This window comes from Kocuria varians, from assembly GCF_006539885.1.
In the GTDB taxonomy this organism is placed as follows: Bacteria; Actinomycetota; Actinomycetes; order Actinomycetales; family Micrococcaceae; genus Kocuria; species Kocuria varians.
Map to the genome: position 1 here is coordinate 120878 of NZ_BJNW01000001.1, position 25783 is coordinate 146660.

Sequence of the window (25783 nt, forward strand, 5' to 3'; positions counted from 1 at the left end):
GGAGTCGGACGACGACGACGCCGCGACAGCGCGCGCCGGTAGTGTGGTCCCGTGCCCCACCCCGATCCGCGCCACGTCCTGCTGCTGAGCATGCACACCTCTCCGGTGGACCAGCCCGGCTCCGGGGACGCGGGCGGGCTCAACGTCTACGTGTGGCACCTGGCGCGGGCCCTGGGCCAGGCCGGGTGGCGCGTGGACATGGCCACCCTGGACCGCAACCCCTCCCACGAGCCCGGCGTGCGCGAGACCCGCGTGGCGGACGGCGTCCGGCTACTGGGCGTGGCGCTGCCGGGTGCGGCGCAGACCCCCAAGGAGGGCCTGCCGCGCTTCGCCCCGGACTTCGGACGTGCGCTCGCCACGCACTACGGGCGGACAGGACGTCGCCCGAGTGTGCTGCACGCCCACTACTGGCTCTCCGGCGTGGCCGCCCTCGAGGCCGCCCGCAACCTGGACGTCCCGGTGGTGCTGACCCTGCACACCTCCGCCGCCGCGAAGAACCTGCGCGCGGGTCCCGGTGAGACCCCGGAGCCCCGGGAGCGCGAGGACGCCGAGCGCAGCGCCGTCGCCGGCGCCTGCCGCACGGTGGTGAACACGCCCGTGGAGAAGGAGCAGATGGTCCGGCTCTACGGCGCGGACCCGCAACGGGTGACCGTGATCCCGCCGGGGGTGGACCCCACCGTCTTCCACCCGCCCGAGGACCCCGACCGCGCGGCCCGTCCCGGTTTCACGGTGCTCTGCGCCGGGCGCATGCAGCCCTTGAAGGGCCAGCAGGTGCTCGTGCGCGCGCGGGGCATCCTGCGGCGCGAGCACCCGGAGACCCCGGTGCGGGTGGTCCTGGCCGGGGTGGGCTCGCCCGCCTTCCTGGCCGAGCTGCACGCCACGGCCGCCGAGGAGGGTGTGGCGGACGCCGTCGAGTTCATCGGCTCCCTCCCCCGCCGGCAGCTCGCCCGGCTCATGGGTGACGTGGACGCCGTGGCCGTGCCGTCCTCCTCCGAGACGTTCGGGCTCGTGGCCGTGGAGGCCCAGGCCTGCGGGACACCGGTGATGGCCACGGACGTGGACGGTCTCCGGTTCGCCGTGCGCCACGGCGAGACCGGGTGGCTCGTGCCCGGCCGGGACCCGGCACAGTGGGCGAACGCCATGCACCGCGCCGCCCGGGACCCCGGCGCCTGGCGGGCCATGTCCCACGCCGCGCGGCTGCGGGCGGACGAGCTGACCTGGGACGACGTCGCCGCGCACCACGCGGACGTGTACCTCGCCTGTGCGCGTGCCGCCCGCAGCGCCTACACTCCCACGTGTGACCACCGCGTACCTGAGCCGTGACGCCCTCGCCCGCTACCTGGACCGTTCCCGCATCACCGGGGCCGTCGCCACCCCCCGCGAGGCCAATCTCCGCAACATCCAGGGCTTCCTGGACGGCGACCAGCACCAGCACATGGGTGTGAAGCGGCGCAAGGACTGGACCTGGGACTCCGTCTTCGAGCTCATGCGGGACCGGGTGGGCATCAACGACGACCCCTCCTACACGCAGGGCCAGGACTCCATCTCCGCGCAGCTGTGCGTGAGTGCGCTGGACGCCTACGCCGAGGTCTTCAGCCAGGCCGTCCAGGGTCGCAAGCGGCTGCTCTTCGCCACGGGCCACCCCGCAGGACTCGCTCCGGTGTACGCCCGGCTCGCCCGCGTGGCACGCGCCGCGGGCGCCCGCGTGATCCGCTTCGACGAGGCCCTGCCCTTCGAGGACGGCGACGTCCGCCAGGTCGAGGACGTCGTGATGGCCGAGCAGTACGGCGGGCTGCGCCACACCCACTTCCCCGAACCCATGAAGCTCGTGCTCGAGCACCTGCGCGAACAGGGACGAGAGATGCCGGACCTGGTGGTCGCGGACCACGGCATGGCGGGCTACGCCGGCTCCCGCGCGGGCCTGACGACCATTGCCATCGGGGACTGCAACGATCCCGGGGTCTTCGTGGCCCAGGCGCAGGACCAGATCGGCGTGGTCGTGCCCATGGACGACAACGTGGCCCCCCACCTCTACGACCCGCTCGTGGACTACGTCATCTCCCGCGCGGGCCTCGCGGGCCAGGACCGGGCCTGACGGCTCCGCCGCCGCACGCCCCCGCCCGCCTGGAGCACTCGGACATCGGAGCACCGCAACACCGGCGTACCAGAGTGCCTTAACACCGAAGTACCGGAGTACCGGTAAGCCTGGGCAGCGGAAAGCCGCAGCGTCGGAACGCCAGCGCGGCCTCCACGAGCAGACCCGCTGCGACCGCCAGGAAGACGACGCCGGAGACCATCTCCACCTCCGCTGTGCGGTCCCGCAGCCGCGCGGCGAGCGCCGGGATCGAGCCCACCCACGCCACGAAGAGGAACCACACGAGCGCGACCGCGATCAGCAGGCCCAGCGCCGTGAGTGCCCCGGCCCAGGAGACGTCCGCGGGGACGAACGAGCCGAAGAGCGCCACGAAGAACACGAGGGCCTTGGCATTCGCCAGGTTGGTGACCGCGCCCTGAACCAGGGCACGCCACGGGGTGAGGCCGGCGGCCCCCAGGAAGCCCGAGCTCCTGCTCTGCTCCGCGATCTCGTGCTCCAGCACGGCGTCCTCCGCGGCCAGGGGCTGCCCGGCGAGCCCGGGCTGCTCGTCGAGCGAAGGCTGCTCGGCGGACAGGGGACGCTCCGCAGACACCGGCTGCGCGGCGTCGTCGTCACCCGGCACTCCCGTGCCGCCCACCGCCCGCCCCGTCGAGCTCGGCCGAGCGGCGCGCGTGGCCAGACCGCCGCGCAGCGACCCGTAGCCCATCCGCGCCAGGAAGAGCGCGCCCGCGATCTGCACGAGCAGCTTGAGCACGTGGTTGCCGCTGATCAGCACGGTCACGCCCAGCAGGGACAGCGTGATCCACACGGCGTTGCCCACCACGATCCCCACGGCCGTGAGCATCGCGTTGCGGCGCGTGGAGAGGAAGGCGTTGCGCAGGATCAGGAAGACGTCCGGGCCGGGGATCACGATCCCCGCGATCCACACCCCCAGCAGTGCCGCGTACTGCCCAGGGCTCACGCGTGCTTGGATGCGGTGGCCGCACCCCAGATGTTGATGCCCGCGTCCGTGACGAGCTCGTCGATGCGGCGCACCTCGTCCTGCGTGAAATCGAGGTGCTTCACCGCCCGTGCGGAGTCCTCGATCTGGCGCGCGGAGGAGGCCCCCACGAGCGCGGAGGTCACCTGGCCGGTCTCCTGCGGGCGCTGCACCCAGGCAATCGCCATCTGCGCGAGCGTCTGCCCTCGCTCACCGGCCATGGAGTTCAGGGTGCGGACGCGGTCCAGGGTCTCCTCCGTCAACCAGTCCGGGTTGAGCGAGGAGCCCGCCGCCGCCCGGGAGCCCTCGGGCACACCGTCCAGGTACTTGTCCGTGAGCATCCCCTGGGCGAGCGGGGAGAAGGCGATCGAACCCATGCCGCACTCGGTCAGCGCGGCCAGCAGGTTCTTCCCGTCCGCCGCATCCACGGGCTCCTCGATCCACCGGTTGAGCATCGAGTAGGAGGGCTGGTGGATCAGCAGCGGCGTGCCCAGCTCGCGCATGATCCGCTGCGCCTCGAGCGTGAGGTCCGCGCCGTAGGAGGAGACGCCCACGTAGGTCGCCCGTCCCGAGCGCACGATGTGGTCCAGCGCGCGCATGGTCTCCTCGAGGGGAGTGTCCGGGTCCGGGCGGTGGTGGTAGAAGATGTCCACGTGGTCCAGGCCCATGCGCTGCAGGGACTGGTCCAGGGACTCCACGAGGTACTTCCGGGACCCGCCCACACCGCCGTACGGGCCGGGCCACATCTGCCACCCGGCCTTCGAGGAGATCACGAGCTCCTCGCGGTGGCGCGCGAAGTCCTCGCGCAGGATCCGTCCCACGTTCAGCTCCGCGGAGCCGGCGGGCGGACCGTAGTTGTTGGCCAGGTCGAAGTGCGTGATCCCCAGGTCGAACGCCCGGCGCAGCGTGGCCCGCATGCCCGCCACGGGCTTGTCGTCGCCGAAGTTGTGCCACAGCCCCAGCGAGATGGCCGGCAGCTTCAGCCCCGACTCCCCCACGCGCCGGTAGGGCATGGTCTCGTAGCGGTCCTCAGCGGGTGTCCAAACGGTGTCGTCGCCATACGTCAGCATGGTCCCAGTCTGCCACCGACCCCGCGCCGCGCACCTCCCGCGCTCCGTCCGCACCGGGGACGACGACGCCGCGCGGCCCCTTTCGGGGGTGTGCGCCTCCGTCGCGTGGGGAGACCCCGCGAACCACCCGCGGTGGCACGTGCACGGACCGCACGGGCATCTCTCGCCCCGCCCCCGCACACGGACGACGCCCGCCCCGGCCGGGAGCGGGCGTCGTCGTCAATGGGGCGCGGGATCAGACGCGCAGCACCGCCGCCGTCTCCGGGGCCAGACGCACGGTGCCCTCGGCACCCGGCTCCGGCTGCGCGCCGCTCGCAAAGAGCAGCTGCGGCGCATCCCCGCCCATCAGCGGCAGCTCGCGGGGCTCGTGGGCCAGGTTGATGGCCACGACCACGCCGTGCACGGACTCCGGCTCGCTCATGCGCTTGAGCACGAACCACTGCTCGGAGTCGCTGGCCTGGGTGGCCACGGCGTCCCAGTCCTGGTTCGTGAGTTCCGGGGTCTCACGGCGAAGCCGGATCAGGTCCCGGTACGCCGTGAAGATCCGTTCGTGATCGCCCTCGTGGACCTCGTCCCAGCGCAGCTTGGAGCGCTCGAACGTGGCCGGGTCCTGCGGGTCCGGCACGGTGTCGTGGTCCCACGCCATCTGCGCGAACTCCGCCTTGCGGCCCTTGGCCACGGCCTCCCCCAGCTCGGGCTCCGGGTGCGCCGTGAAGAACTGCCACGGGGTGCTCGCGCCGTACTCCTCGCCCATGAACAGCATGGGCGTGAAAGGCTGGGTCAGCAGCCAGGTGGCGGCCGCGACGGCCCGGTCCACGCTCATGGACTGGTTCATGCGGTCACCGGCGGCGCGGTTGCCCACCTGGTCGTGGTTCTGCAGGAACGTCACGAACTGGTACGGTCGCTGCTCGATCGGGTCGATCTCGCGCCCGTGCGAGCGCCCCCGGAACGTGGAGTACGTGCCGTTGTGGAAGTACGCCGTGTGCATGGTCTTCTCGAGCGCGTGCAGGGACGAGAAGTCCCCGTAGTAGCCCTGGGTCTCCCCGGTGAACGCGGTGTGCGCGGCGTGGTGGACGTCGTCGAGCCACTGGGCGTCCATGCCGAGCCCGTGCCGGTCCGTCTCCGCGATCATCCGGGGGTCGTTGAGGTCCGACTCCGCGATGGTCACCAGGTCCTTGCCGGTGCGCTGCGCCTCCTCGGCCACGCGCTCGGCGATCTCCTCGAGGATGTGCTTCGCCCGGGAGTCCGCGAGCGCGTGGACGGCGTCCAGGCGGAAGCCGTCCACGTGGTACTCGCGCAGCCACATGGTGATGTTGTCCAGGATGTACTCGCGCACCCCGTCCGCGCCCCACCCGTCCAGGTTGATGAGGTCGCCCCAGCTCGAGGCTCCGGGCTTGAAGTAGTCCGCGAACAGCGGCAGGTAGTTCCCGCTCGGACCCAGGTGGTTGTACACGACGTCCTGGATGACGGACAGGCCCTTCGCGTGGCACGCGTCCACGAAGCGCTGGTACGCGGCCGGGCCACCATAGGACTCGTCCACGGTGTACCACGCGACGCCGTCGTAGCCCCAGTTGTGGTCCCCGTTGAAGCCGTTGACGGGTAGCAGCTCCACCCCGGTGACGCCCAGCTCCACCAGGTGGTCCAGCCGCCCGATCGCGGAGTCCAGTGTGCCCTCCGGCGTGAAGGTCCCGGGGTGCAGCTCGTAGAGCACGGAGTCCTGCAGCGGCAGCGGCCGCCACCCGGCGTCGTGCCACTCGAACTCGTCCGGGTCGAACGTGCACGAGAGCTCGTGGACGCCCTGGGGCTGGCGGCGCGAGCGGGGGTCCGGCAGCACCGGGGAGACCTGCTCGCGCTCCTCGGACGTGCCCTCGTCGAAGGTCTTGCCCAGGATGTAGCCGTAGCGCACCACACCCTGGGGCGCGGCGTCGTCCTCGGCCAGCGTGAACCAGCCGGGGCGGCCGGGCAGGCCCACCATGGGGTGGTCCTCGCCCTCGATGCGGACGGTCACGGTGCGGGCGTGGGGCGCCCACACGTCGAAGCGGTGGTCAGTGCTCATGGGGTCAGTCGTCTTTCCGGCGCAGGATGGCCACGGGGTAGGGGGTCAGCAGGTCGGCGAGCGCCACGCCCTCGCCCGGGGCGGCGGTGACCTCGCGGAGCGTGAGGACGTCCTGCCACGTGCCGGCGGCGAGCTCCACGGTCTCGTCCGTGAAGCCGCCGGCCGCGGCGAGGCCGGCCGGGAAGCGCGTGACCACGGTGGCCACGCCGCCGCGGTCGAAGCCCAGGGCGTGCTCGGCGAGCGCGCCGCTCACCGTGAGGGGCGTGTAGTCCGCCAAGAGTTCCGGGTGCTCGCGGCGCAGGCGTAGCACCCGCGAGGTCAGCAGCATCCGCGCGGCACCGGAACCGTCCACGGCGGGGGTGGCCTCCGCGCTGCCGGGCGCGGCGGCGTCGAGCTGGTCGAGGAGCCCGGAGCGCGCGGCGAAGTCCACGGGGCGGCGGTTGTCCGGGTCCACGAGGGACGGCTCCCACAGCTCCTGGCCCTGGTAGACGTCCGGGACGCCGGGCAGGGTCAGCTGCAGCGCCGTGGCGGCCAGGGCGTTGTGCCAGCCGGGCTCCGCGAGGCGGGCCACGCAGCCCTCGACGACGCCGCGGGCCCCCGGGTCCGTGAGCAGCAGGTCGATGAACCGGGTGAGGTCCGCCTCGAACTCCTCGTCCCCGTCCACCCACGCGGTGGACACGGAGGCCTCCCGCACGGCCTTCATGGCGTAGTCCACGGCGCGCTCGCGCTCGATGGGCCAGGCACCCACCACGGCCTGCAGCACGAGGTTCGCGGCGGGCCCGTCAGGCAGGCTCAGACCGGCCTCGTGACCGCGGGCGACCAGGGTGGAGACCGTCTCGGACCACGCCTGCGGCTCCTCGGCGAGCACGGTGATCCGCGCGCGCACGGCGGCGGAGCGCTTGGTGTCGTGGGTCGTGAGGGCGTTCATGGTCAGCGGGGACTCCCGCTGCCGCCGTGCCGCCTCCGCGTGGAACTGCTCGGGCGTCAGGGAGAAGACCGACGGGTCGCCGCCCACCTCCGTGAGGGAGGTCAGCTGGGTGTAGCGGTAGAACGCGGTGTCCTCCACGCCCTTGGCCATGACCATTCCGGAGGTCTGCTGGAAGCGGCGCGCGACCTCCGCGAGGTCCTCGGCGCGCGCGGCGTCGGCACCGAGCACCGCGGCGAGGTCGTCGATCACCGGGGCGAGGTCCGGGCGGGACTGCCGCGCCGCGGCCACCGCCTCGCGCAGGTGATCCGCGCCCTCGGGCAGGTAGGTGCGGTAGACGGGAAAGTTCGAGAGGATCTCGGCCAGGGCGTCGTAGCAGCGCTCGGCGTCGTGGCCGAGATCGGCGGGCAGCTCGCGCACCAGCCGGTGCACCTCCGCCGCCAGCCCGTGGTCCGCCATGCGCCGCTTGGTGCCGCGGATCACCTCGTCCCAGCGCACAGGGTCTCCCCCGCGCAGTTTCGTGTCCAGGGACGCGAGCTCGTACTGCCCGTTCGGATCGGTCAGCACGCGGTCGATCCAGCCCAGCGAGTCGTAGCCGGTGGTGCCCGCCGTGCGCCACTCGCCCGGCAGGTACTCCCCCGGCTCCAGGATCTTCTCGACCACGGTCCACGCCCCGCCCGAGAGCTCCGCGAGCTTCTCCAGGTAGTCCTGCGGGTCCCGCACGCCGTCCGGGTGGTCGATGCGCAGGCCGTCCACGAGGCCCTCCTCGAACCAGCGGGAGACCTCCGCGTGGGACTCGTCGAAGACCTCGCGGTCCTCCACGCGCACGCCCGCGAGCGTGGCCACGGTGAAGAAGCGCCGGTAGTTCAGCTCGGAGTCCCCGCGGCGCCAGTTGATCAGCTCGTAGTGCTGGCGGGAGTGCACCTCGGCGGGGTCGTCGCCCTCGCTCCATGTGCCCTCCGCGAGCGGGTACACGTTGTCGTAGTAGTGCAGCGTGCCGTCCTCGACCGTGAGGACGGAGAGGTCCTCGTCACCGTCGCCCAGCACCGGGATCAGCACCTTGCCCCCGCCGGCCTCCCAGTCCACGTCGAACGCGCTCGCGTAGCGGCTGTCCCGGCCCTCGGCCAGCAGCGACCACCACCACGGGTTCTGGTCCGGGGCGGCCACGCCCTGGTGGTTGGGGACGATGTCGACGACGACGCCCAGCCCCGCCCCGTGCGCCGCCTCCGAGAGCGCCGTCAGCCCCTCGGAGCCGCCGCGCTGCGGGTCCACCTGCGTGGGGTCCACGACGTCGTAGCCGTGGTCCGAGCCACTGGTCGCGCGCAGGATCGGCGAGAGGTAGACCCAGTCCGCGCCGAGGCGCTTGAGGTAGGGCACGAGCTCCGCCGCGCGGTGGAGGTCCTGCTCGGAGGTGATTTGCAGCCGGTACGTGGAAGTGGGTGTCAGCACCCTTTCAGTCTTGCGGAGTGCGACGGCTCGTGCCAGTCGGTCCGCCCAGGGCGTGACCTCCCGCGACGGCGCACGGGCCGCTGACCCGCGGGTCAGCGGCCCGTACGCCGGATCAGACCTCGTCCGTGGTGGCGGCGTAGACCGCCGCGGAGGCCGCGACCGAGGCGGCGACGGAGGCGTCCGGCTCCTCCTCCGGCTCGTGCCACGCCCGCAGCAGGACCGTGGACTTGCCCTCCATGCTCAGCACGCTCGAGTGCTCGCGCACGGCGCCGCCCGAGTGCTTGCCCGCCGTGTCCAAGATCGCCTCCCAGCGGTGGCCGTACTCGGCCGGCGGGAGAGTGACGTCCACGGACTCCGGGTTGGAGTTGAAGTACACGATGAAGTTCTCGTCCGTGATCCGGCGACCCCGCATGTCCACCCCGGCGATGCCCTGCCCGTTGAGCCACATGCCCACGGAGCGCGCCAGCGGCTCGTCCCAGTCGGCGGGCACCATGGGCGTGCCGTCCGTGTTCAGCCACGCGATGTCCGGCATGGGATCGCCCTCGGAGTGGTCCCCCATCTCCACCGGGCGGCCGTCGAAGAACTGCGAGCGCCGGAAGGTGGGGTGCTCGTGGCGCAGGTGGGTGATCGCGGACGTGAACTCCACGAGCGGAGCGTCCACCTTCTCCCAGTTGATCCACGTGAGCTCGTTGTCCTGGCAGTACGCGTTGTTGTTGCCGCGCTGGGTGCGCCCCAGCTCGTCGCCGTGCAGCAGCATGGGCGTGCCCTGCGAGAGCATCAGGGTGGCCAGGAAGTTGCGCTGCTGGCGCGCGCGCAGGGCGAGCACCTCGACGTCGTCCGTGGGGCCCTCCTCGCCGCAGTTCCAGGAGCGGTTGTGGGACTCGCCGTCGTTGTTGTCCTCGCCGTTGGCCTCGTTGTGCTTCTCGTTGTAGGACACGAGGTCCCGCAGCGTGAAGCCGTCGTGGGCCGTCACGAAGTTCACGGAGGCGAAGGGGCGGCGGCCGCTGTTCTCGTAGAGGTCCGCCGAGCCCGTCACACGGGACGCGAACTCGCCCAGGGTGGCCGGCTCGCCGCGCCAGAAGTCGCGCACGGTGTCCCGGTACTTGCCGTTCCACTCGGTCCACTGCGGCGGGAAGTTGCCCACCTGGTAGCCGCCGGGGCCGATGTCCCACGGCTCCGCGATGAGCTTGACCTGCGAGACGATCGGGTCCTGCTGCACGAGCTCGAAGAACGTGGAGAGCTTGTCCACGTCGTAGAACTCACGGGCCAGGGTCGCCGCAAGGTCGAAGCGGAAGCCGTCCACGTGCATCTCGGTCACCCAGTAGCGCAGCGAGTCCATGATGAGCTGCAGCGAGTGGGGGTGGCGCGCGTTCAGCGAGTTCCCGGTGCCCGTGTAGTCCATGTAGAACTTGTGGTCGTCGTCCACGGTGCGGTAGTAGGCGTTGTTGTCGATGCCCTTCATGGACAGCGTGGGGCCCATGTGGTTGCCCTCGGCGGTGTGGTTGTACACCACGTCCAGGATGACCTCGATGTCCGCCTGGTGCAGCGCGCGGACCATGGCCTTGAACTCCTGCACCTGGCTGCCCAGGTGGGAGGCGGCGCTGTACTCGTTGTGGGGCGCGAAGAACGCGATGGTGTTGTAGCCCCAGTAGTTGCGCAGGCCCTTCTCCAGCAGGGTGGAGTCCTGCACGAACTGGTGCACGGGCATGAGTTCCACCGCGGTCACGCCGAGCTTCTTGAGGTGGGCGATCACGGACGGGTGGGACACGCCCGCGTAGGTGCCGCGCTGCTCCTCGGGGACCTCGGGGTGCTGCTCGGTGAGCCCCTTGACGTGGGCCTCGTAGACCACTGACTTGTGGTACGGGGTGTGGGGAGTGCGGTCGCCGTCCCAGTCGAAGAACGGGTTGATCACCACGCCCTTCATCATGTGCGCGGCGGAGTCCTCGTGGTTCTCGGAGTCCTCGTCGCCGAAGTTGTAGGAGAACAGGGACTCGTCCCAGTCGATCCCACCCTCCACTGCCTTGGCGTAGGGATCCAGCAGCAGCTTGTCGGGATTGCAGCGCAGCCCCTGGGAGGGGTCCCACGGACCGTGCACGCGGTAGCCGTAGCGCTGACCGGGCTGCACGGACGGCAGGTAGCAGTGCCACACGTGGCTGTCCACGGCGGTGACCTCCACGCGGGTCTCCGTGCCGTCCGCGTCGAACAGGCACAGCTCCACGCGGTCCGCGACCTCGGAGAAGAGCGCGAAATTGGTCCCCGTCCCGTCGAACGTGGCGCCCAGCGGGTACGGGTGTCCTGGCCAAACTTCCATGTACTTCTCTCCTCAGCGTGTGGTGGGGCCGGTGCGCGGGTGCCCGCTCACCGGCCGACAACCCACCCTAGCCGCTCCCCCCGGGGCCTACGGACGGGTGAGAACCGCCCTCACGTGCTCCGCGAGCACCGACGGCGGCACGGGCCCCTCGCCCCCGGCCCGCGACGCGAGTGCGTGCAGTCCCGCGCCGAGCGCAGCCGCGGCGGCCCAGCGGCCCTCGCCGCGCGCCCACGGTCCGAGCTCCGCGAGCGCGTCCGGGTGCTCGGCCACGTGGGCGAGCACGGTGCCCAGCACCCCGGCGAGAGTGTCCCCGGACCCGGCGGTCGCGAGCCACGGGCTCGCGTCCCCCACGCTCAGGCACAGGCACGGCTCAGCAGGCTTCCCGCCCTGTCGGCCACCGCCCTCGGAGGCCGACGCCGCCGCGGCACCCGGGGCGGCGTCGTCGCCGTTGCCCGTGGTCCCGGCCGACGACGTCCCGGCGTCCGTGGTCCCGGCCGACGACGTCCCGGCGTCCGAGGTCCCGGCCTCCGACGCCGCGGTGTCCTGGGTGCCCGCCTCACCCCCGGGCACGGCCACCGGGGAGGCGATCACCGTCGTCGCCCCCTTGAGCAGCACGGTGGCTCCGGTGAGCCGGGCCGCCTCGCGGGCCCAGTGGAGCGGGCTGGCCTCGATCTCCGTGCGCCGCACGGGGGCGTCCGCCACGCCGAAACCGGCGAGCCACTCGAAGATTTGCGAGAGCTCCCCCGCGTGCGGTGTAAGGATCTTGTGGGGTCCCAGGGGCCCGTCCGCGACCGAGCGTGCGGCGGCGTCGAGCGCCCCGGCGTCCAGCACGGCGGGCTCCTCGGCCTCGATGATCGCCTGGACGCGCGCGGCCTGGGACTCGTCCCCGACCACGCCGGGCCCGGCGAGCCACGCCTGCACGTGCACGTCCCACGGCTGCTCGTCCGAGCGCACGACCTCCGGGCTGCGCGCGAGCACCATGGCCCGCGTGGTGGAGTCACCCAGGAAGCGCACCATGCCGGCGCCCGCCTGGATCGCTGCCTGCGTGCACATGATCGCCGCACCCGGATAGCTGGGAGCACCGGCGACGATGCCGAGCACCCCGCGCGTGTACTTGGTGTCGGTCGCGCCGGGGCGGGGCCATGCGGCGAGGACGTCCGCGGCCTGCACCCGGTGCACGTCGACCTCCCCGAGCCTCTCCTCGATCCCGATGGGCACGACCGTGAGCGCTCCCCCGGCCTGCTCGCCCGGCGAGACCACGTGCCCCGTCTTCGCGGCACCGAACGTGATGGTCGCGTCCGCCCGCAGCAGGGGTTCGGGAGCCTCACCGGTGTCCGCGTCGACCCCCGAGACCAGGTCGCACGCCACGATGCGCGGAGTTCCGTTCTCCGCCGTGCCGCGACGCTCCCGCTGACCACCCCGAAACGCCGTCACGAGCTCGGCGGGCAGTCCGCGCAGTCCGCCGCGCGCACCGGTGCCGAGCACCGCGTCCACCACGAGGTCCGCCGAGGCCATCAGCTCCGCGGCCGCCTCGACCCCCACCGGCCGCGACGCCGCCATGGCCTCGGACGTGCCCTGCCCGGGCGCCCCCGCACCGGATCCGTCCGGCACGAGCCGCACCGCGCTGCCGCCCGCGGCCAGCAGCGCGCGCAGACCCGCCTCGTGAGCCCTCGTCCCGGTGAGGATGGCCGTCACGGCCACCCCCGCGGACCGCAGGAAGGACCCCGCCCACAGTCCGTCACCGCCGTTGTTGCCCGGGCCCACGAGGACCACCGCGGTCTTCCCGACCACGGTTCCCCGGGGTTCCGTGAGCCGCAGCTGCTCCTCGCACCCGCGGAACAGTCCGTGGGCCGCGCGACGCATCAGGGTGCCCCCCAGGCCCTCGTCCAGCAGCGGCTGCTCGGCGGCGCGGATGCTCCCGCCGGAGTACGCCTCAATCATGTGCCTCACCTTCCCGGCCCTCGGCCACCACGAACGCCACGGCCATGCCGCCGTCGTGGGAGATCGTCACGTGCCACGTGCTCACGCCCTGGCGCCGCGCCTGCTCGGCCACGGTGCCGCGCGTGTGCAGGTGCGGCGCGCCGTCGTCGTCGTTCGTGACCCAGCAGTCCTGCCAGATCATCCCCGGCGGCGCCTTCAGTGCCTTGGCCGCGGCCTCCTTCACCGCGAAGCGCGCGGCGAGCGAGCGCAGCGGCAGCTCCCGTTCGTGGGGCACGAACAGCCGTTCGACCAGCCGCGGCGCCCTGGCGACCTGCCGCTCGAAACGCACGATGTCCACGATGTCCACGCCTGTGCCCACGATCATGCCGCCAGCCTACCGGCGGCCCCGGACGTCCTGGAGGTCCTCGACCGCCGCCCCGGCCTCCGGTGCGCTCGAACACGTTGCCAGGTCCGTGGTGGCGGGGGAGCAGGAACACCGGGGGCGAGACCCGGCCCGGCAGGACGGCACGGGACGCAGCGGGAACGACGACGGCGGGTGGCACCTCCCCGCGAGGAGCGCCACCCGCCGTCGTGGCAGGATCCGTGCGGTCTACTCGACCGTGACGGACTTCGCGAGGTTGCGCGGCTGGTCCACGTCGTAGCCCTTGGCCCCGGCCAGCTCCGCCGCGAAGATCTGCAGCGGCACGGTGGCCAGCAGCGGCTGGAGCAGCGTGGGCGACTCGGGCACGTAGAACACGTGGTTGGCGAACTCGCGCACCGCCTCGTCCCCCTCCTCCGCGATCACGATGGTCTCGGCGCCGCGGGCGCGGATCTCCTGGATGTTGGAGACCACCTTGGCGTGCAGCGAGTCGCGGCCGCGCGGCGAGGGCACGATCACGATGACCGGCTGGCCCTGGTCGATCAGCGCGATCGGACCGTGCTTGAGCTCACCGGCGGCGAAGCCCTCGGCGTGGATGTAGGCGATCTCCTTGAGCTTGAGCGCGCCCTCCATGGCCACGGGGTAGCCCACGTGACGGCCCAGGAAGAGCACCGAACCGGCGTCCTTCATGCTCGAGGCGAGCTCCTTGACCTGTGGCTCGACCTCGTCCAGCACCCGCTGGATCTTGCCCGGCATGGCCTCGAGCTCCGCGAGCAGCGAGGCGATCTCGTCCTTGTACTTGTTGCCGCGCAGCTGCGCCAGGTAGAGGCCCAGCAGGTAGGCGGCGGTGATCTGCGCGAGGAAGGCCTTGGTGGAGGCCACGGCAATCTCCGGGCCGGCGTGCGTGTAGAGCACGGCGTCCGCCTCGCGCGGGATCGTGGAGCCGTTGGTGTTGCAGATCGCCACGACCTTGGCGCCCTGCTCCTGCGCGTGACGCACCGCCATGAGGGTGTCCATGGTCTCGCCGGACTGGGAGACCGCAACCACGAGGGTCTTCTCGTTCACGATGGGATCCCGGTAGCGGAACTCGTGCGCGAGCTCCACCTCGGTGGGGATCCGGCACCAGTGCTCAATGGCGTAGCGCGCCACCTGCCCGGCGTACGCGGCGGTGCCGCAAGCGATCACCACGATCTTGTCGATGGAGCGCAGAACGGACTCGTCGATCTTGATCTCGTCCAGCGTGAGGCTGCCGTTCTCGTCCAGGCGCCCGAGCAGGGTGTCCCCCACGGCGGAGGGCTGGTCGTGGATCTCCTTCTCCATGAAGGAGGGGTAGCCGTCCTTCTCGGCGGCGGCGGCATCCCACTCGATCTCGAAGGGCTTGCCCTCCGCCGGGTTGCCGTCGAAGTCGACGATCTCGTAGCCGTCCGCGGTGATGGTCACGATCTGGTCCTGGCCCATCTCCACCGCACGCTTGGTGTAGTCGATGAAGCCGGAGACGTCCGAGCCCAGGAAGTTCTCGCCGTCGCCCAGCCCGATCACGAGCGGGGAGTTGCGGCGGGAGGCGACCACGCGGTCTCGGACGTCCGCGTGCACGGCGAGCAGCGTGAAAGCACCCTCGAGCCGGCGGGACGTGTCCTGCATCGCGACCGTGAGGTCCTTGTGCGCGGGGTCCTGGGCGTTGTACATGCGCGCCAGCAGCACCGCGGCAACCTCGGTGTCCGTCTCGGACACGAACGTCTCACCCGCGGCGGTCAGCTCGCGCTTGATCTCGCTGAAGTTCTCGATGATGCCGTTGTGGATCATGGCGAGCTTGCCGCCGTCCACCACGTGCGGGTGGGCGTTGACGTCCGACGGGCCACCGTGGGTGGCCCAGCGGGTGTGCCCGATCCCGATGTTCGACTCGGGCAGCGGATGCTCCTCGAGCTCCTCGAGGAGGTTGCTGAGCTTGCCCGCCTTCTTGCGGTACTCCACCTCACCGTGCGCGATGACCGCGACACCGGCGGAGTCGTACCCGCGGTACTCCAGGCGGCGCAGCCCCTCGAGAATCACGTCGAGTGCAGTGTGCTTCCGCCCGTCAGCACGATCCGAGCCCACATATCCCACAATTCCACACATGAAAAGTACTGTACCGGAAACCGGCCCCGGGCCCTGCGGTTCACGTCACCGTCCAGAACCTCTCGGGCCTACACTGGTCCGAGCATGAGCACACAGCCCACCACCCAGCGCGTCTCCCCGTTCGTGGAGTTGGACCGGCAGACCTGGTCGCGACTCTCCACGGAGATCGACGTCCCCCTCACCGCGCAGGAGATCGAGAACCTGCGTGGGCTGGGCGACCGCCTGGACGTGGACGAGGTGCGCGAGGTCTACCTCCCCCTCTCCCGGCTGCTCACGCTCTACGACATGTCCTCCACGCAGCTCAACGCCGCGACCAACGCGTTCCTGGGCGAGCACCACGCGCGCACCCCGTTCGTGATCGGCATCGCGGGGTCCGTGGCCGCCGGCAAGTCCACCACCGCGCGACTGCTGCGGGAGATGCTCGCCCGCTGGCCCTCCACCCCGAACGTGCAGCTCGTGACCACGGACGGCTTCCTCTACCCGAACGCCGAGCTGCGACGCCGCGGGCTCATGGACCGCAAGGGGTTCCCGGAGTCCTACGACCGCCGAGCCCTGCTGCGCTTCGTCGCGGAGATCAAATCCGGGGCCCCGGAGGTCCGTGCCCCCAAGTACTCCCACGTCACCTACGACATCCTCCCGGACGAGGAGGTGGTGGTGACCCGCCCGGACGTGGTGATCGTCGAGGGGCTGAACGTGCTCGCCCCGGCCAAGCTGGAGACCGGCAGACGCACCACACTGGCCCTGAGCGACTTCTTCGACTTCAGCATCTACGTGGACGCGCGCACCGACGACATCGAGCGCTGGTACGTGGACCGGTTCCGAGCCCTGCGCTCCTCCGCGTTCGCGGACCCGGAGTCCTACTTCCACCGCTACGCCAACCTCACGGACGAGGAGGCGCGGGGCGTGGCCACGGACATCTGGCACCGCATCAACGAGCCCAACCTGGTCCAGAACGTGCTGCCCACCCGTGGCCGGGCCCGCCTGATCCTCTCGAAGGACCACGACCACAAGATCCGCAGGGTGCTGCTGCGCAAGAACTGAACCGTCCACTCCCGGTCGACCGGAGTGCCCGCAGGTAGGGGCTGCGGTATATGACGTCCACGATATTTCGTCCCGCCAACTTCATTGTCCATGCAGTTGCTCAGTACTGTGAACGCCATGATCAAAGGTTTCAAAGAATTCATCATGAAGGGCAACGTGATGGATCTCGCGGTTGCCGTCATCATCGGCGCCGCTTTCGCGAAGATCGTCAACGCTCTCGTGGAGAGCGTGCTCATGCCGGCGATCTCCGCGATCGTGGGCTCGCCCAACTTCGACAACTTTGCCGTGCTCACCCTGCGCGGCAACGACCTCAAGTTCGGGGTCCTGCTGACCGCGATCGTCAACTTCCTGCTCATCGCCGCGGCCGTGTACTTCTGCCTGGTGATGCCCATGAACAAGATGATCGAGCGCCGCAACCGCCGCCTCGGCATCCAGCCCGCGGAGGAGGAGGCGGACCCCAACACCGTCCTGCTCACCGAGATCCGCGACGCGCTGACCGCAGGCCGCATCGGCACGGCCGCCACGGGCGCCGAGACCGGTCGCCACGAGGCTCCCGGGAACACCGCGCTCTGACCCAGACCACCCGTCCGCACGACCAGGGCCCCGCATCCGTGACGGATGCGGGGCCCTGGTCATTTCGTGTGGAGGTCCTTGCCGACTGACCCGGCACCTCGCGCTGCGGGCTCCCAGCCCACCGCCCGTCAGAGACTCAGGTGCTCCTCGACGACGGCGACGAGCGCCTCGGCCTCTCGCTGGGCGTCCTCGGCGGTGGCCGCCTCGACCATCACGCGCACCACGGGCTCCGTGCCGGAGGGGCGCAGCAGCACGCGGCCCTCCTCCCCCAGACGACGCTCGGTCTCGGCCACGGCGGCGAGCACGGCGCTGTCCGTCTTCGCGGCGGCCTTGTCCACGTTCTTGACGTTGATCATCACCTGCGGCATGCGGGTCATCACCGTGGCCAGCTCCTGCAGGGGCATTCCGGTCTGGGCCACGCGCGAGGCGAGCATCATGCCCGTGAGCAACCCGTCGCCGGTGGTGGCGTAGTCCGCCATGATCACGTGCCCGGACTGCTCGCCACCCAGGTTGTACCCGTTGGCGACCATCGACTCCAGCACGTAGCGGTCCCCCACCGAGGCGCGCACCAGGTTGATCCCGGCCCGGTCCAGCGCCAGCTGCAGCCCCAGGTTGCTCATGACGGTGGCCACGAGCGTGCCCTGCTCGAGCCGCCCCGCCTCCTTCATGGCCATCGCCAGGATGCACATGATCTGGTCGCCGTCCACCTCGGTGCCGGTGTGGTCGACCGCGAGGCAGCGGTCGGCGTCGCCGTCGTGCGCGATGCCCAGGTCCGCACCGATCTCACGGACCGTGCGCTTGAGGGGCTCCAGGTGCGTGGAGCCCACGCCGTCGTTGATGTTCAGTCCGTCGGGCTCCGCACCGATCACGTGCACGGAGGCGCCGGCGTCCCGGAACGCGTCCGGGGAGACGCCCGAGGCCGCACCGTTGGCGCAGTCGAGCACGATGGACAGCCCGTCCAGGCGGCGCGGGATCGCCCCCACCAGGTGCAGGATGTAGCGGTCCTCGGCGTCCGAGAGGCGGTGCACCCGCCCCACTTCCGCACCCGTGGGCCGCTCGAACTCCTTGGCCTCGTAGACCTGCTGGATCGCGTCCTCCACGGCGTCCGGGAGCTTCTTGCCGCCGTGGGCCAGGAACTTGATCCCGTTGTCCGGGGCGGGGTTGTGCGACGCGGAGATCATCACGCCGAAGTCGGCGTCGATGTCGCCCACGAGGTACGCCGCCGCGGGGGTGGGAAGCACACCGGCGTCGTACACGTCCACGCCCGAGCTCGCGAGACCCGCGGTCACCGCAGCACCCAGGAACTCGCCGCTCGCGCGGCCGTCCCTGGCCACCACCGCCGTGGGGCGCCGCCCCTCGGCCGCGTGGCGGTGTCCCAGGACGATCGCCGCGGCCTGCGACAACTCCATGGCAAGGTCAGCTGTGAGGAGGCCGTTCGCGAGACCGCGCACGCCGTCCGTTCCGAAGATTCTAGACATCGCAGATCATCCTACGACCATTCTGGGGACAAACCCGACCCATGCCGATCAGTCCTTCCCGGGGCGGACCACCGGGAAGCCGTCGGGATTGGTGCCGTTGTCCTCCGCGAGGTCCGCGGCCCCGCCCACGATCTTGGTGTCCACGTCCCCCACCAGGGAGCGGTCCTTGTTGGGGTAGTCGAACTGGGCGAGCACGTAGCGCATGGCCTCCAGACGGGCCCGCTTCTTGTCGTTGGACTTGATCACGGTCCAGGGTGCGTCCCCGGTGTCCGTGTAGAAGAACATGGCCTCCTTGGCCTCCGTGTAGTCGTCCCACTTGTCCAGGGACGCCACGTCCGTGGGGGACAGCTTCCACTGCCGCACGGGGTCGGTGCGCCGGGATTGGAAGCGCGCCAGCTGCTCGGCCCGCGTCACGGAGAACCAGAACTTGATGAGGTGCGTGTCGGAGTTCACCAGCATCCGCTCGAACTCCGGGGCCTGGCGCATGAACTCGTAGTACTGCTGGGAGGTGCAGTAGCCCATCACGCGCTCCACACCGGCCCGGTTGTACCAGGAGCGGTCCATGAGCACGATCTCCCCGCCGGAGGGCAGGTGCTTCACGTAGCGCTGGAAGTACCACTGCGTCTGCTCGATGTCCGTGGGCTTCTCCAGTGCCACGACCCGCGCGCCACGGGGGTTCAGGTGCTCGGTGAAGCGCTTGATCGCCCCACCCTTGCCTGCGGCGTCACGGCCCTCGAAGATGATGAGCAGCTTCTGGCCCGTCTCCTTGATCCACAGCTGCAGCTTCAGCAGCTCGATCTGCAGGGCCCGCTTGGTGCGCTCGTACTCCTTGCGGGAGAGCTTCTCATCGTACGGGTAGCCGATCTTCCACGCCTGCGAGCTCTCGATGCCCCGGTCCTCGTGCAGCTTCTTGCCCAGCTCCGCGATCTCGTCCAGCTCCGCCGCGTAGTCCTCGACCACGGCCACGCGGTGCTGCTCCTTCTTGAGGGCGTCGTCCACCGCAGTGCGCTGATGAGGTCCGGGGGTTGCGTCCTTCGCCTTCCCGGCGGGTGCGGTGGTGTGCTTCTGGTCCGGTTGCTTGCTCATGCGGGCCCTCTCGTGACGGTGCGGCGGGAGCGACGGTGCCCCCGGGCACGATTTTACGCCCGCGTCACCCCACTGTTACCCGTGCCACACCGACACGACGCCGAACGGCCAGGTTTCGACAGCGCCGCGCCGTGGGGCGTCGTCGGCCGCCGGGTTGCCAAGCGCAAAACGACGCAGGGCCCCGGCCCTCGGCCGAAGCCGGGGAACGGGACCCAGTAGAACCAACTCCGGCCGAAACCCGAGCGGCGTCGTTCAGCGCGAGGGGAGCCAAGCGCAAAACGACGCAGGGCCCCGGCCCTCGGCCGAAGCCGGGGAACGGGACCCTGTAGAACCAACTCCGGCCGAGGGCCGGGTGGCGTCGTTTAGCGCTTGGAGTACTGCGGCGCCTTGCGGGCCTTCTTGAGGCCTGCCTTCTTGCGCTCGATGACGCGGGCGTCACGGGTGAGGAACCCGGCCTTCTTCAGCGCCGGGCGGTTGTGCTCGGCGTCGATCTCGTTGAGGGCACGGGCCACACCCAGGCGCAGCGCGCCGGCCTGGCCGGAGGGGCCGCCGCCGCTGATGCGGGCGATGACGTCGTACGCACCCTGGAGCTCGAGCAGCGTGAAGGGGTCGTTGACCTCCTGCTGGTGCAGCTTGTTGGGGAAGTACTCCTCCAGGCTGCGGCCGTTGACGGTCCACTTGCCGGAGCCGGGGACGAGGCGCACGCGGGCGATGGCCTGCTTGCGGCGGCCCACGGCCTGGCCGGGGACGGTCAGCGCGGGACGCTCGGACAGGACGGCGCCGCCGGTCGCGGATTCGGTGGACTCGGAGGTGTAGCTGGTGAGCTCCACGTCCTCGTTGATCTGCTCTTCAGTGTTCTGAGCCACGATTCTCCTTATGTGTTTTCGTTGGCCCGAATTACTGGGCGACCTGCGTGAATTCGTAGGGCTTGGGCTGCTGGGCCTGGTGCGGGTGCTCGGCACCGGCGTAGACCTTCAGCTTGGAGAGCTGCTGGGCCGCCAGCTTGTTCTTGGGAAGCATGCCCTTGACGGCCTTCTCCACGGCGCGCGTGGGGTTCTTCGCGAGCAGCTCGGCGTAGCTGGTGGACTTGAGTCCGCCCGGGTAGCCGGAGTGCCGGTAGGCGCGCTTCTTCTGGAGCTTGGCGCCGGTCAGGGCCACCTTCTCCGCGTTGATGATGATGACGAAATCGCCGGTGTCCACGTGGGGAGCGAAGGTCGGCTTGTGCTTCCCGCGCAGCAGCGTTGCGGTCTGGCTGGCAAGACGACCCAGGACGACGTCGGTGGCGTCGATGACGTGCCACTGACGCTGGACGTCACCGGGCTTCGGAGTGTACGTACGCACGTTGATCTGCCTTCGTTTGTCTGCTGAAGACACGAATACTCGTGTCGATCGGTTCCGTTGTGCTTCGGGGCCCGGGTGAGATCCGGGCGGCATCCGTGCGTCCACAACCCGGTGCACCGCACGGCCCTGCGCTCTGCAACATGAGCGACCGTTACGGGTACACGTGAACCGGGGCAGAACACGCACAACAGCATTCCATGTTACCGGATCACCGCCGGGGTCGCCACTCACCACTCACCGCCGCGGGCGCGGGACAGCCAGACGACGGGACGGAGCCAGGGGCCACGGGCCAGGAGCCAGGGTGCTAGGACGTCGCCCGCTTCGCCCTCGTGAGCTCCGCCCGTCCCAGCAGCCCCTCGGGCCCCGGGTAGTGCACCACTTCCAGGACGAGACCGTGGGCCGGGGCCATGAGCACGCTCGCGTCGCGTTCCCTGGCCAGCAGCCGTTCGTGCGGCCAGTCCGACGGGCGGCGCCCCTCCCCCACCCGCACGGCCGCCCCCACCACGGAGCGGACCATGTGGTGGCAGAAGGCGTCCGCGGTCAGCGCCACGGTGATCGTCCCCCGCTCGTCGCGCCGCACGGAGGCCGCCTGCAGCTCGCGAACCGTGGTGGCACCTTCTCGCGGCTTGCAGAAGCTCAGGAAGTCGTGGAGTCCGAGCAGCCCGCGCACCGCCTCGTCCATCGCGGCCACGTCCACCTCGCGGTCGAGCCACCACGACTGGCCGCGGGTCAGGGGGTCGTGCCCGGCCACGGCATCGGAGATCCGGTACGAGTAGCCGCGGGACAGCGCCGAGAAGCGCGCGTCGAAGCCCGGAGCCGCCACGGCGACGTCGTGCACCACCACCGCACCGGTCGCCGGCTCCCAGCCCCGGTCCGCGCGGTCCTTGCCGAGCACGCGGTTCAGGGCCCCGTTGAGCTTCCGTGCGGCGGCACGGGAAACCTCCTCCGTCCCGCCAGCGCAGGTCTCGCGCTCCCGCGCTACACCGGTGAGGGGCTCATCCTCCCCCGCTCCTCCGGGGCGCGACGCCTCTTCGTCTACGGCGGCAGCACGGGACGTCCTCTCACTCCTACCAGCGCTGCGCTGCGGACCTTGCCCCGCGCCACCGGGCACCGGGCGGCGTCGTCCCTCGGCAACCCGCCGCCACGCCTGCTCGGGGACGTCCACGTGCACCGTCTGGTGCCGCGCGTGGACACCGGTGTCCGTGCGACCGGCCACCACCGTGGTGTACGGCATCCGGAAGACCAGTGCGAGGGCGTCCTCCACCGCGGCCTGCACGCTCGGCAGCCCCGGCTGGCGGGCCCACCCGCGGAACGGAGCGCCGTCGTAGCCCAGTCCCATCCGCAGCCGCACCGTCTCACCGTCCATGCCGTTCGTCCTTCCGTCCATCACGCTCCCCGGGTACGACGACGCCGCCGCAGGAACCTGCGACGGCGTCGTGACCGGTGTGCTCACCGGGTGAAGAATTCCGAGCTACTCGGAGATCTTCTGGGCGGCGGCGCCGCCCGCGGGCTGGAAGCCGGCTGCCTCGGCGTTGGCCGGGGAGTCGAACCAGATCTCCGCGGTGGTGCCGGAGTACCAACGCGAACCAGGCACGTGGTACTTCATGGAGTTGCGGTTGCCCTTGATGGCGAAGCCCTCGGGGGCCTCACCGGACTCGAGCGGCGCGTGGGAGCCGGCAAACTCGGCGTCCTTGTTCTCCGCGGCGACCTCGGCGGCCTCGTCCGAGCCGACGGCGGGAGCCTGCTCGTCAGCGGGGATCTCCTTGGCCTTGACGTCCTCAGCGGTGGTGTCCGCCGGGGTGTCGACCGGAGCAGCAGGAGCCGGAGCGGCCTTGGCGGTGGCGCGCTCGGCCTCGGCGACGGTCTCCTTGTTGGCGACCGGCTCCATCACCAGTTCGATGACGGCCATGGGGGCGTTGTCGCCCTTGCGGTTGCCGATCTTGGTGATGCGGGTGTAGCCGCCCTCGCGGCCTTCCATGGCGGCGGCGATGCTGGTGAACAGCTCGTGCACCACGGACTTGTCGGTCAGCTGGCGCATGACGCGACGGCGGGACGCGAGGTCACCGCGCTTGGCGAAGGTGATCATGCGCTCGGCCACGGGACGCAGGCGCTTGGCCTTGGTCACGGTGGTGGTGATGCGCTTGTGCTCGAACAGCTGCTGCGAGAGGTTCGAGAGGATCATGCGCTCGTGGGTCGGCCCGGCGCCGAGACGGGGTCCCTTGGTAGGGGTAGGCATAGTAGGTCTCCTGGAGTTCGGGCCCTCGCGGTCCGCTCAGCGGCCGCGGGGCACAAGAAGTGAAGTGGGCGTCAGTCGAGATCGACGTCGAACGGGTTGTTGTCGTCGTCCTCGTCCTCGAGGGACGCCGCGTGGGCGGCGAGGTCGTAGCCCGGAGGGGAATCCTTGAGGGCCAGGCCGAGCTCACCGAGCTTGTCCTTGACCTCGTCGATGGACTTCGCGCCGAAGTTGCGGATGTCCATGAGATCCGCCTCCGAACGCCCCACCAGTTCACCCACGCTGTGGATGCCTTCGCGCTTGAGGCAGTTGTACGAGCGCACGGACAGCTCGAGGTCCTCGATGGGCAGCGCCATGTCCGCGGCCGCAGCGGCGTCCGTGGGCGACGGCCCGATCTCGATGCCCTCGGCCGACGAGTTCAGCTCGCGGGCGAGACCGAACAGCTCGACCAGGGTGGTACCGGCAGAGGCCACCGCGTAACGCGGGGAGATGGCCTCCTTGGTCTCCACGTCCAGCACGAGCTTGTCGAAGTCGGTGCGCTGCTCGACACGGGTGGCCTCCACGCGGAAGGTCACCTTGAGCACGGGCGAGTAGATGGAGTCCACCGGGATCCGGCCGACCTCCGCGTCACCCGACTTGTTCTGCGACGCCGAGACGTAGCCGCGACCGCGCTCGATGGTCAGCTCGATCTCGAGCTGGCCCTTCGAGTTCAGCGTGGCGATGTGCAGCTCGGGGTTGTGGACCTCGACACCGGCCGGTGCGGAGATGTCCGCAGCCGTGACCTCACCCGGTCCCTGCTTGCGCAGCCACGCCGTGACGGGCTCGTCCTCCTCCGAGGACAGGGAGAGCTTCTTGATGTTGAGGATCAGCTCGGTGACGTCTTCCTTGACACCCTCGACCGTGGAGAACTCGTGCAGCACGCCGTCGATGCGGATGCTGGTCACGGAGGCACCAGGGATGGACGAGAGCAGCGTGCGACGCAGGGAGTTGCCGAGCGTGTACCCGAAACCAGGCTCCAGCGGTTCGATCACGAACCGGGAACGGTTCTCGGCCACAGCCTCTTCCGTGAGGGTGGGGCGCTGTGCGATGAGCACTGATGTTTCCTTTCAGCGTGCCTCCGCCATATGACGCACGCAGGTGGTGGAAAACAAAATGGGTGGATGCCGCGGTGAGCAGGCGAGTTCACCGCGTCGATGCGCGGCCACCCCGGCCCGGCAGGGTCGTGGTGGCCGCGCGTGACGTGTCAGACGCGACGGCGCTTCGGCGGACGGCAGCCGTTGTGCGCGGACGGGGTGACGTCCTGGATCGAGCCGACCTCCAGGCCGGTGGCCTGTAGGGCGCGGATCGCGGTCTCTCGACCGGACCCCGGGCCCTTGACGAACACATCCACCTTGCGCATGCCGTGCTCCTGCGCGCCCTTGGCAGCGGCCTCGGCGGCCTGCTGCGCGGCGAACGGGGTGGACTTGCGCGAGCCCTTGAAGCCCATGCCGCCGGCCGAGGCCCAGGACAGGACCGCACCCGAGGGATCGGTGATGGAAACGATGGTGTTGTTGAACGTGGACTTGATGTGCGCCTGGCCTTGGGTCACATTCTTGTTCACTTTGCGACGGGGCTTACGAGCAGCCGTCGCGCGGGTCTTCTGGGCCATGGATTCTCCTACAAAGATCTTCGACGTTGATCAGCCACCCGCTCGGTGGCGACCACGATTACTTCTTCTTACCGGCGACCGTGCGCTTGGGACCCTTGCGGGTACGGGCGTTGGTCTTGGTGCGCTGGCCGTGGACGGGCAGTCCACGACGGTGGCGCAGGCCCTGGTAGCTGCCGATCTCGACCTTGCGGCGGATGTCGGCGGCCACTTCGCGGCGGAGATCGCCTTCGACCTTGTAGTTGCCTTCGATGTAGTCACGCAGCTCCACGAGCTGCGGATCGGTGAGATCCTTGACGCGCACGTCACCGGAGATGCCAGTGGCCTCCAGGGTTTCCAGTGCACGGGTACGGCCCACGCCGTAGATGTAGGTCAGCGCAACTTCCAGCCGCTTTTCACGGGGAAGATCGACGCCTGCGAGACGAGCCATAGTGGCGGTTCTCCTTGTTTTCCCGGAGGTCCTGAACACCGCGTCCCGATCGAGAGCCGATCGGTCTCCGGCCTCCGTGCCGGGGGTTGCCGCGCCCGGGGGCGGCGGCTGCGGTGTCCGTTCTTGTCAATCCACTTGCGTGGGCGGGAGAGTTCCCGTCAGCCCTGGCGCTGCTTGTGCCGGGGGTTCTCGCAGATCACCATGACCCGGCCGTTGCGGCGGATCACCTTGCACTTGTCGCAGATCTGCTTGACGCTCGGTTGGACCTTCATCGCATTCCTTCGCGTACTAGTAATGGCGTATGCACTCGCACCACCGTGCTCGCGCAGGTTCCCCTGCCCGTTCCACCGTGGGCGCGGATGCTACTTGTAGCGGTAGACGATCCGGCCTCGGGAAAGGTCATAGGGGCTCAGCTCCACCACGACACGGTCCTCGGGGAGGATCCGGATGTAGTGCTGGCGCATCTTGCCAGAGATGTGGGCGAGCACCTTGTGACCGTTGGTCAGCTCAACACGAAACGACGCATTGGGCAGTGCCTCGACCACAGTGCCTTCGATCTCGATGACTCCGTCTTTCTTGGCCATATCCTCCGCTAACTTCTCGAGGGGTCCGGTTGTCTATCCGGACGGCGGTGCCCGCAGCGATCCGGCTCCCCAG

The 25783-nt window shown here is 70.4% G+C and carries 23 protein-coding genes; 4 read left to right on the forward strand and 19 right to left on the reverse strand.

The window, feature by feature from the left end; all coding sequences use genetic code 11:
* Positions 1-51: 51 nt before the first annotated feature.
* A complete protein-coding gene (locus KVA01_RS00560) occupies positions 52-1323 on the forward strand; it encodes a glycosyltransferase (RefSeq protein ID WP_233438716.1) in 1272 nt (423 codons plus the stop codon).
* On the forward strand, positions 1298-2095 hold the full coding sequence (locus tag KVA01_RS00565) for a phosphatase (RefSeq protein ID WP_068466861.1): 798 nt from the start codon (positions 1298-1300) through the stop codon (positions 2093-2095). Before KVA01_RS00560 ends, KVA01_RS00565 begins: the two co-directional genes overlap by 26 nt.
* Before the next feature lie 79 nt (positions 2096-2174).
* Here the strand turns inward: KVA01_RS00565 and KVA01_RS00570 are convergent, their stop codons facing one another.
* The 8 genes from KVA01_RS00570 to glmS all read right to left on the reverse strand — a co-directional run bounded on the left by KVA01_RS00570 (position 2175) and on the right by glmS (position 15299).
* Positions 2175-3056 (reverse strand): LysE family translocator, encoded by an 882-nt coding sequence (locus KVA01_RS00570; protein WP_141268508.1) that lies wholly within the window; start codon positions 3054-3056, stop codon positions 2175-2177.
* On the reverse strand, positions 3053-4144 hold the full coding sequence (locus KVA01_RS00575) for an aldo/keto reductase (RefSeq protein ID WP_141268510.1): 1092 nt from the start codon (positions 4142-4144) through the stop codon (positions 3053-3055). The genes KVA01_RS00570 and KVA01_RS00575 overlap by 4 nt, the downstream gene beginning before the upstream one ends.
* A 235-nt stretch (positions 4145-4379) precedes the next feature.
* Positions 4380-6200, reverse strand: a complete 1821-nt coding sequence (treZ, locus tag KVA01_RS00580) for a malto-oligosyltrehalose trehalohydrolase (protein ID WP_141268512.1) — start codon at positions 6198-6200, stop codon at positions 4380-4382.
* Between the two features lie 4 nt (positions 6201-6204).
* Positions 6205-8574: a malto-oligosyltrehalose synthase gene (treY, locus tag KVA01_RS00585; protein WP_141268514.1), complete on the reverse strand. Its 2370-nt coding sequence runs from the start codon at positions 8572-8574 to the stop codon at positions 6205-6207.
* Between the two features lie 112 nt (positions 8575-8686).
* On the reverse strand, positions 8687-10885 hold the full coding sequence (gene glgX, locus KVA01_RS00590; protein ID WP_068466852.1) for a glycogen debranching protein GlgX: 2199 nt from the start codon (positions 10883-10885) through the stop codon (positions 8687-8689).
* A gap of 87 nt (positions 10886-10972) precedes the next feature.
* Positions 10973-12826 (reverse strand): bifunctional ADP-dependent NAD(P)H-hydrate dehydratase/NAD(P)H-hydrate epimerase, encoded by a 1854-nt coding sequence (locus KVA01_RS00595; protein ID WP_068466850.1) that lies wholly within the window; start codon positions 12824-12826, stop codon positions 10973-10975.
* Positions 12819-13190, reverse strand: coding sequence for a holo-ACP synthase (locus KVA01_RS00600; RefSeq protein ID WP_068466849.1), 372 nt, complete (start codon positions 13188-13190; stop codon positions 12819-12821). The genes KVA01_RS00595 and KVA01_RS00600 overlap by 8 nt, the downstream gene beginning before the upstream one ends.
* A 225-nt stretch (positions 13191-13415) precedes the next feature.
* Positions 13416-15299 (reverse strand): glutamine--fructose-6-phosphate transaminase (isomerizing), encoded by a 1884-nt coding sequence (gene glmS, locus KVA01_RS00605; protein WP_068466847.1) that lies wholly within the window; start codon positions 15297-15299, stop codon positions 13416-13418.
* A gap of 84 nt (positions 15300-15383) precedes the next feature.
* Between glmS and coaA the strand changes: the two genes are divergently transcribed.
* Entirely contained in the window at positions 15384-16340 is a 957-nt protein-coding gene (coaA, locus tag KVA01_RS00610; RefSeq protein WP_068466845.1) for a type I pantothenate kinase, read from the forward strand.
* A 117-nt stretch (positions 16341-16457) separates the two neighbouring features.
* Complete coding sequence (mscL, locus tag KVA01_RS00615) at positions 16458-16913, forward strand: large conductance mechanosensitive channel protein MscL (protein ID WP_068466842.1); 456 nt, start codon at positions 16458-16460, stop codon at positions 16911-16913.
* Between the two features lie 128 nt (positions 16914-17041).
* Here mscL and glmM read toward each other — a convergent pair whose 3' ends face one another.
* The 11 genes from glmM to infA form a co-directional block, all read right to left on the reverse strand.
* Positions 17042-18391 carry a phosphoglucosamine mutase gene (gene glmM / locus KVA01_RS00620; protein WP_141268516.1) on the reverse strand — a complete coding sequence of 450 codons (1350 nt, stop codon included), beginning with the start codon at positions 18389-18391 and terminating at the stop codon, positions 17042-17044.
* A 48-nt stretch (positions 18392-18439) separates the two neighbouring features.
* Positions 18440-19477 carry a polyphosphate kinase 2 gene (ppk2, locus tag KVA01_RS00625; protein ID WP_197461420.1) on the reverse strand — a complete coding sequence of 346 codons (1038 nt, stop codon included), beginning with the start codon at positions 19475-19477 and terminating at the stop codon, positions 18440-18442.
* 362 nt (positions 19478-19839) lie between these two features.
* Positions 19840-20343: a 30S ribosomal protein S9 gene (gene rpsI, locus KVA01_RS00630; RefSeq protein ID WP_068466838.1), complete on the reverse strand. Its 504-nt coding sequence runs from the start codon at positions 20341-20343 to the stop codon at positions 19840-19842.
* 31 nt (positions 20344-20374) lie between these two features.
* Positions 20375-20818, reverse strand: coding sequence for a 50S ribosomal protein L13 (gene rplM, locus KVA01_RS00635; RefSeq protein WP_055085393.1), 444 nt, complete (start codon positions 20816-20818; stop codon positions 20375-20377).
* Positions 20819-21122: 304 nt separating this feature from the next.
* Positions 21123-22184, reverse strand: coding sequence for a tRNA pseudouridine synthase A (locus tag KVA01_RS00640; protein ID WP_141268518.1), 1062 nt, complete (start codon positions 22182-22184; stop codon positions 21123-21125).
* 105 nt (positions 22185-22289) lie between these two features.
* A complete protein-coding gene (gene rplQ / locus KVA01_RS00645) occupies positions 22290-23054 on the reverse strand; it encodes a 50S ribosomal protein L17, sunset domain variant (RefSeq protein WP_141268520.1) in 765 nt (254 codons plus the stop codon).
* 71 nt (positions 23055-23125) lie between these two features.
* Complete coding sequence (locus tag KVA01_RS00650) at positions 23126-24145, reverse strand: DNA-directed RNA polymerase subunit alpha (RefSeq protein ID WP_068467973.1); 1020 nt, start codon at positions 24143-24145, stop codon at positions 23126-23128.
* Between the two features lie 149 nt (positions 24146-24294).
* The gene (rpsK, locus tag KVA01_RS00655; RefSeq protein ID WP_012397714.1) at positions 24295-24699 is read right to left on the reverse strand and encodes a 30S ribosomal protein S11; all 405 of its coding nucleotides are present in this window, start codon (positions 24697-24699) and stop codon (positions 24295-24297) included.
* A 58-nt stretch (positions 24700-24757) separates the two neighbouring features.
* Positions 24758-25126: a 30S ribosomal protein S13 gene (gene rpsM, locus KVA01_RS00660; RefSeq protein ID WP_012397713.1), complete on the reverse strand. Its 369-nt coding sequence runs from the start codon at positions 25124-25126 to the stop codon at positions 24758-24760.
* Positions 25127-25284: 158 nt separating this feature from the next.
* The gene (gene rpmJ / locus KVA01_RS00665; protein ID WP_012397712.1) at positions 25285-25398 is read right to left on the reverse strand and encodes a 50S ribosomal protein L36; all 114 of its coding nucleotides are present in this window, start codon (positions 25396-25398) and stop codon (positions 25285-25287) included.
* Positions 25399-25488: 90 nt separating this feature from the next.
* On the reverse strand, positions 25489-25710 hold the full coding sequence (gene infA, locus KVA01_RS00670) for a translation initiation factor IF-1 (RefSeq protein WP_012397711.1): 222 nt from the start codon (positions 25708-25710) through the stop codon (positions 25489-25491).
* Between the last annotated feature and the right edge of the window lie 73 nt (positions 25711-25783).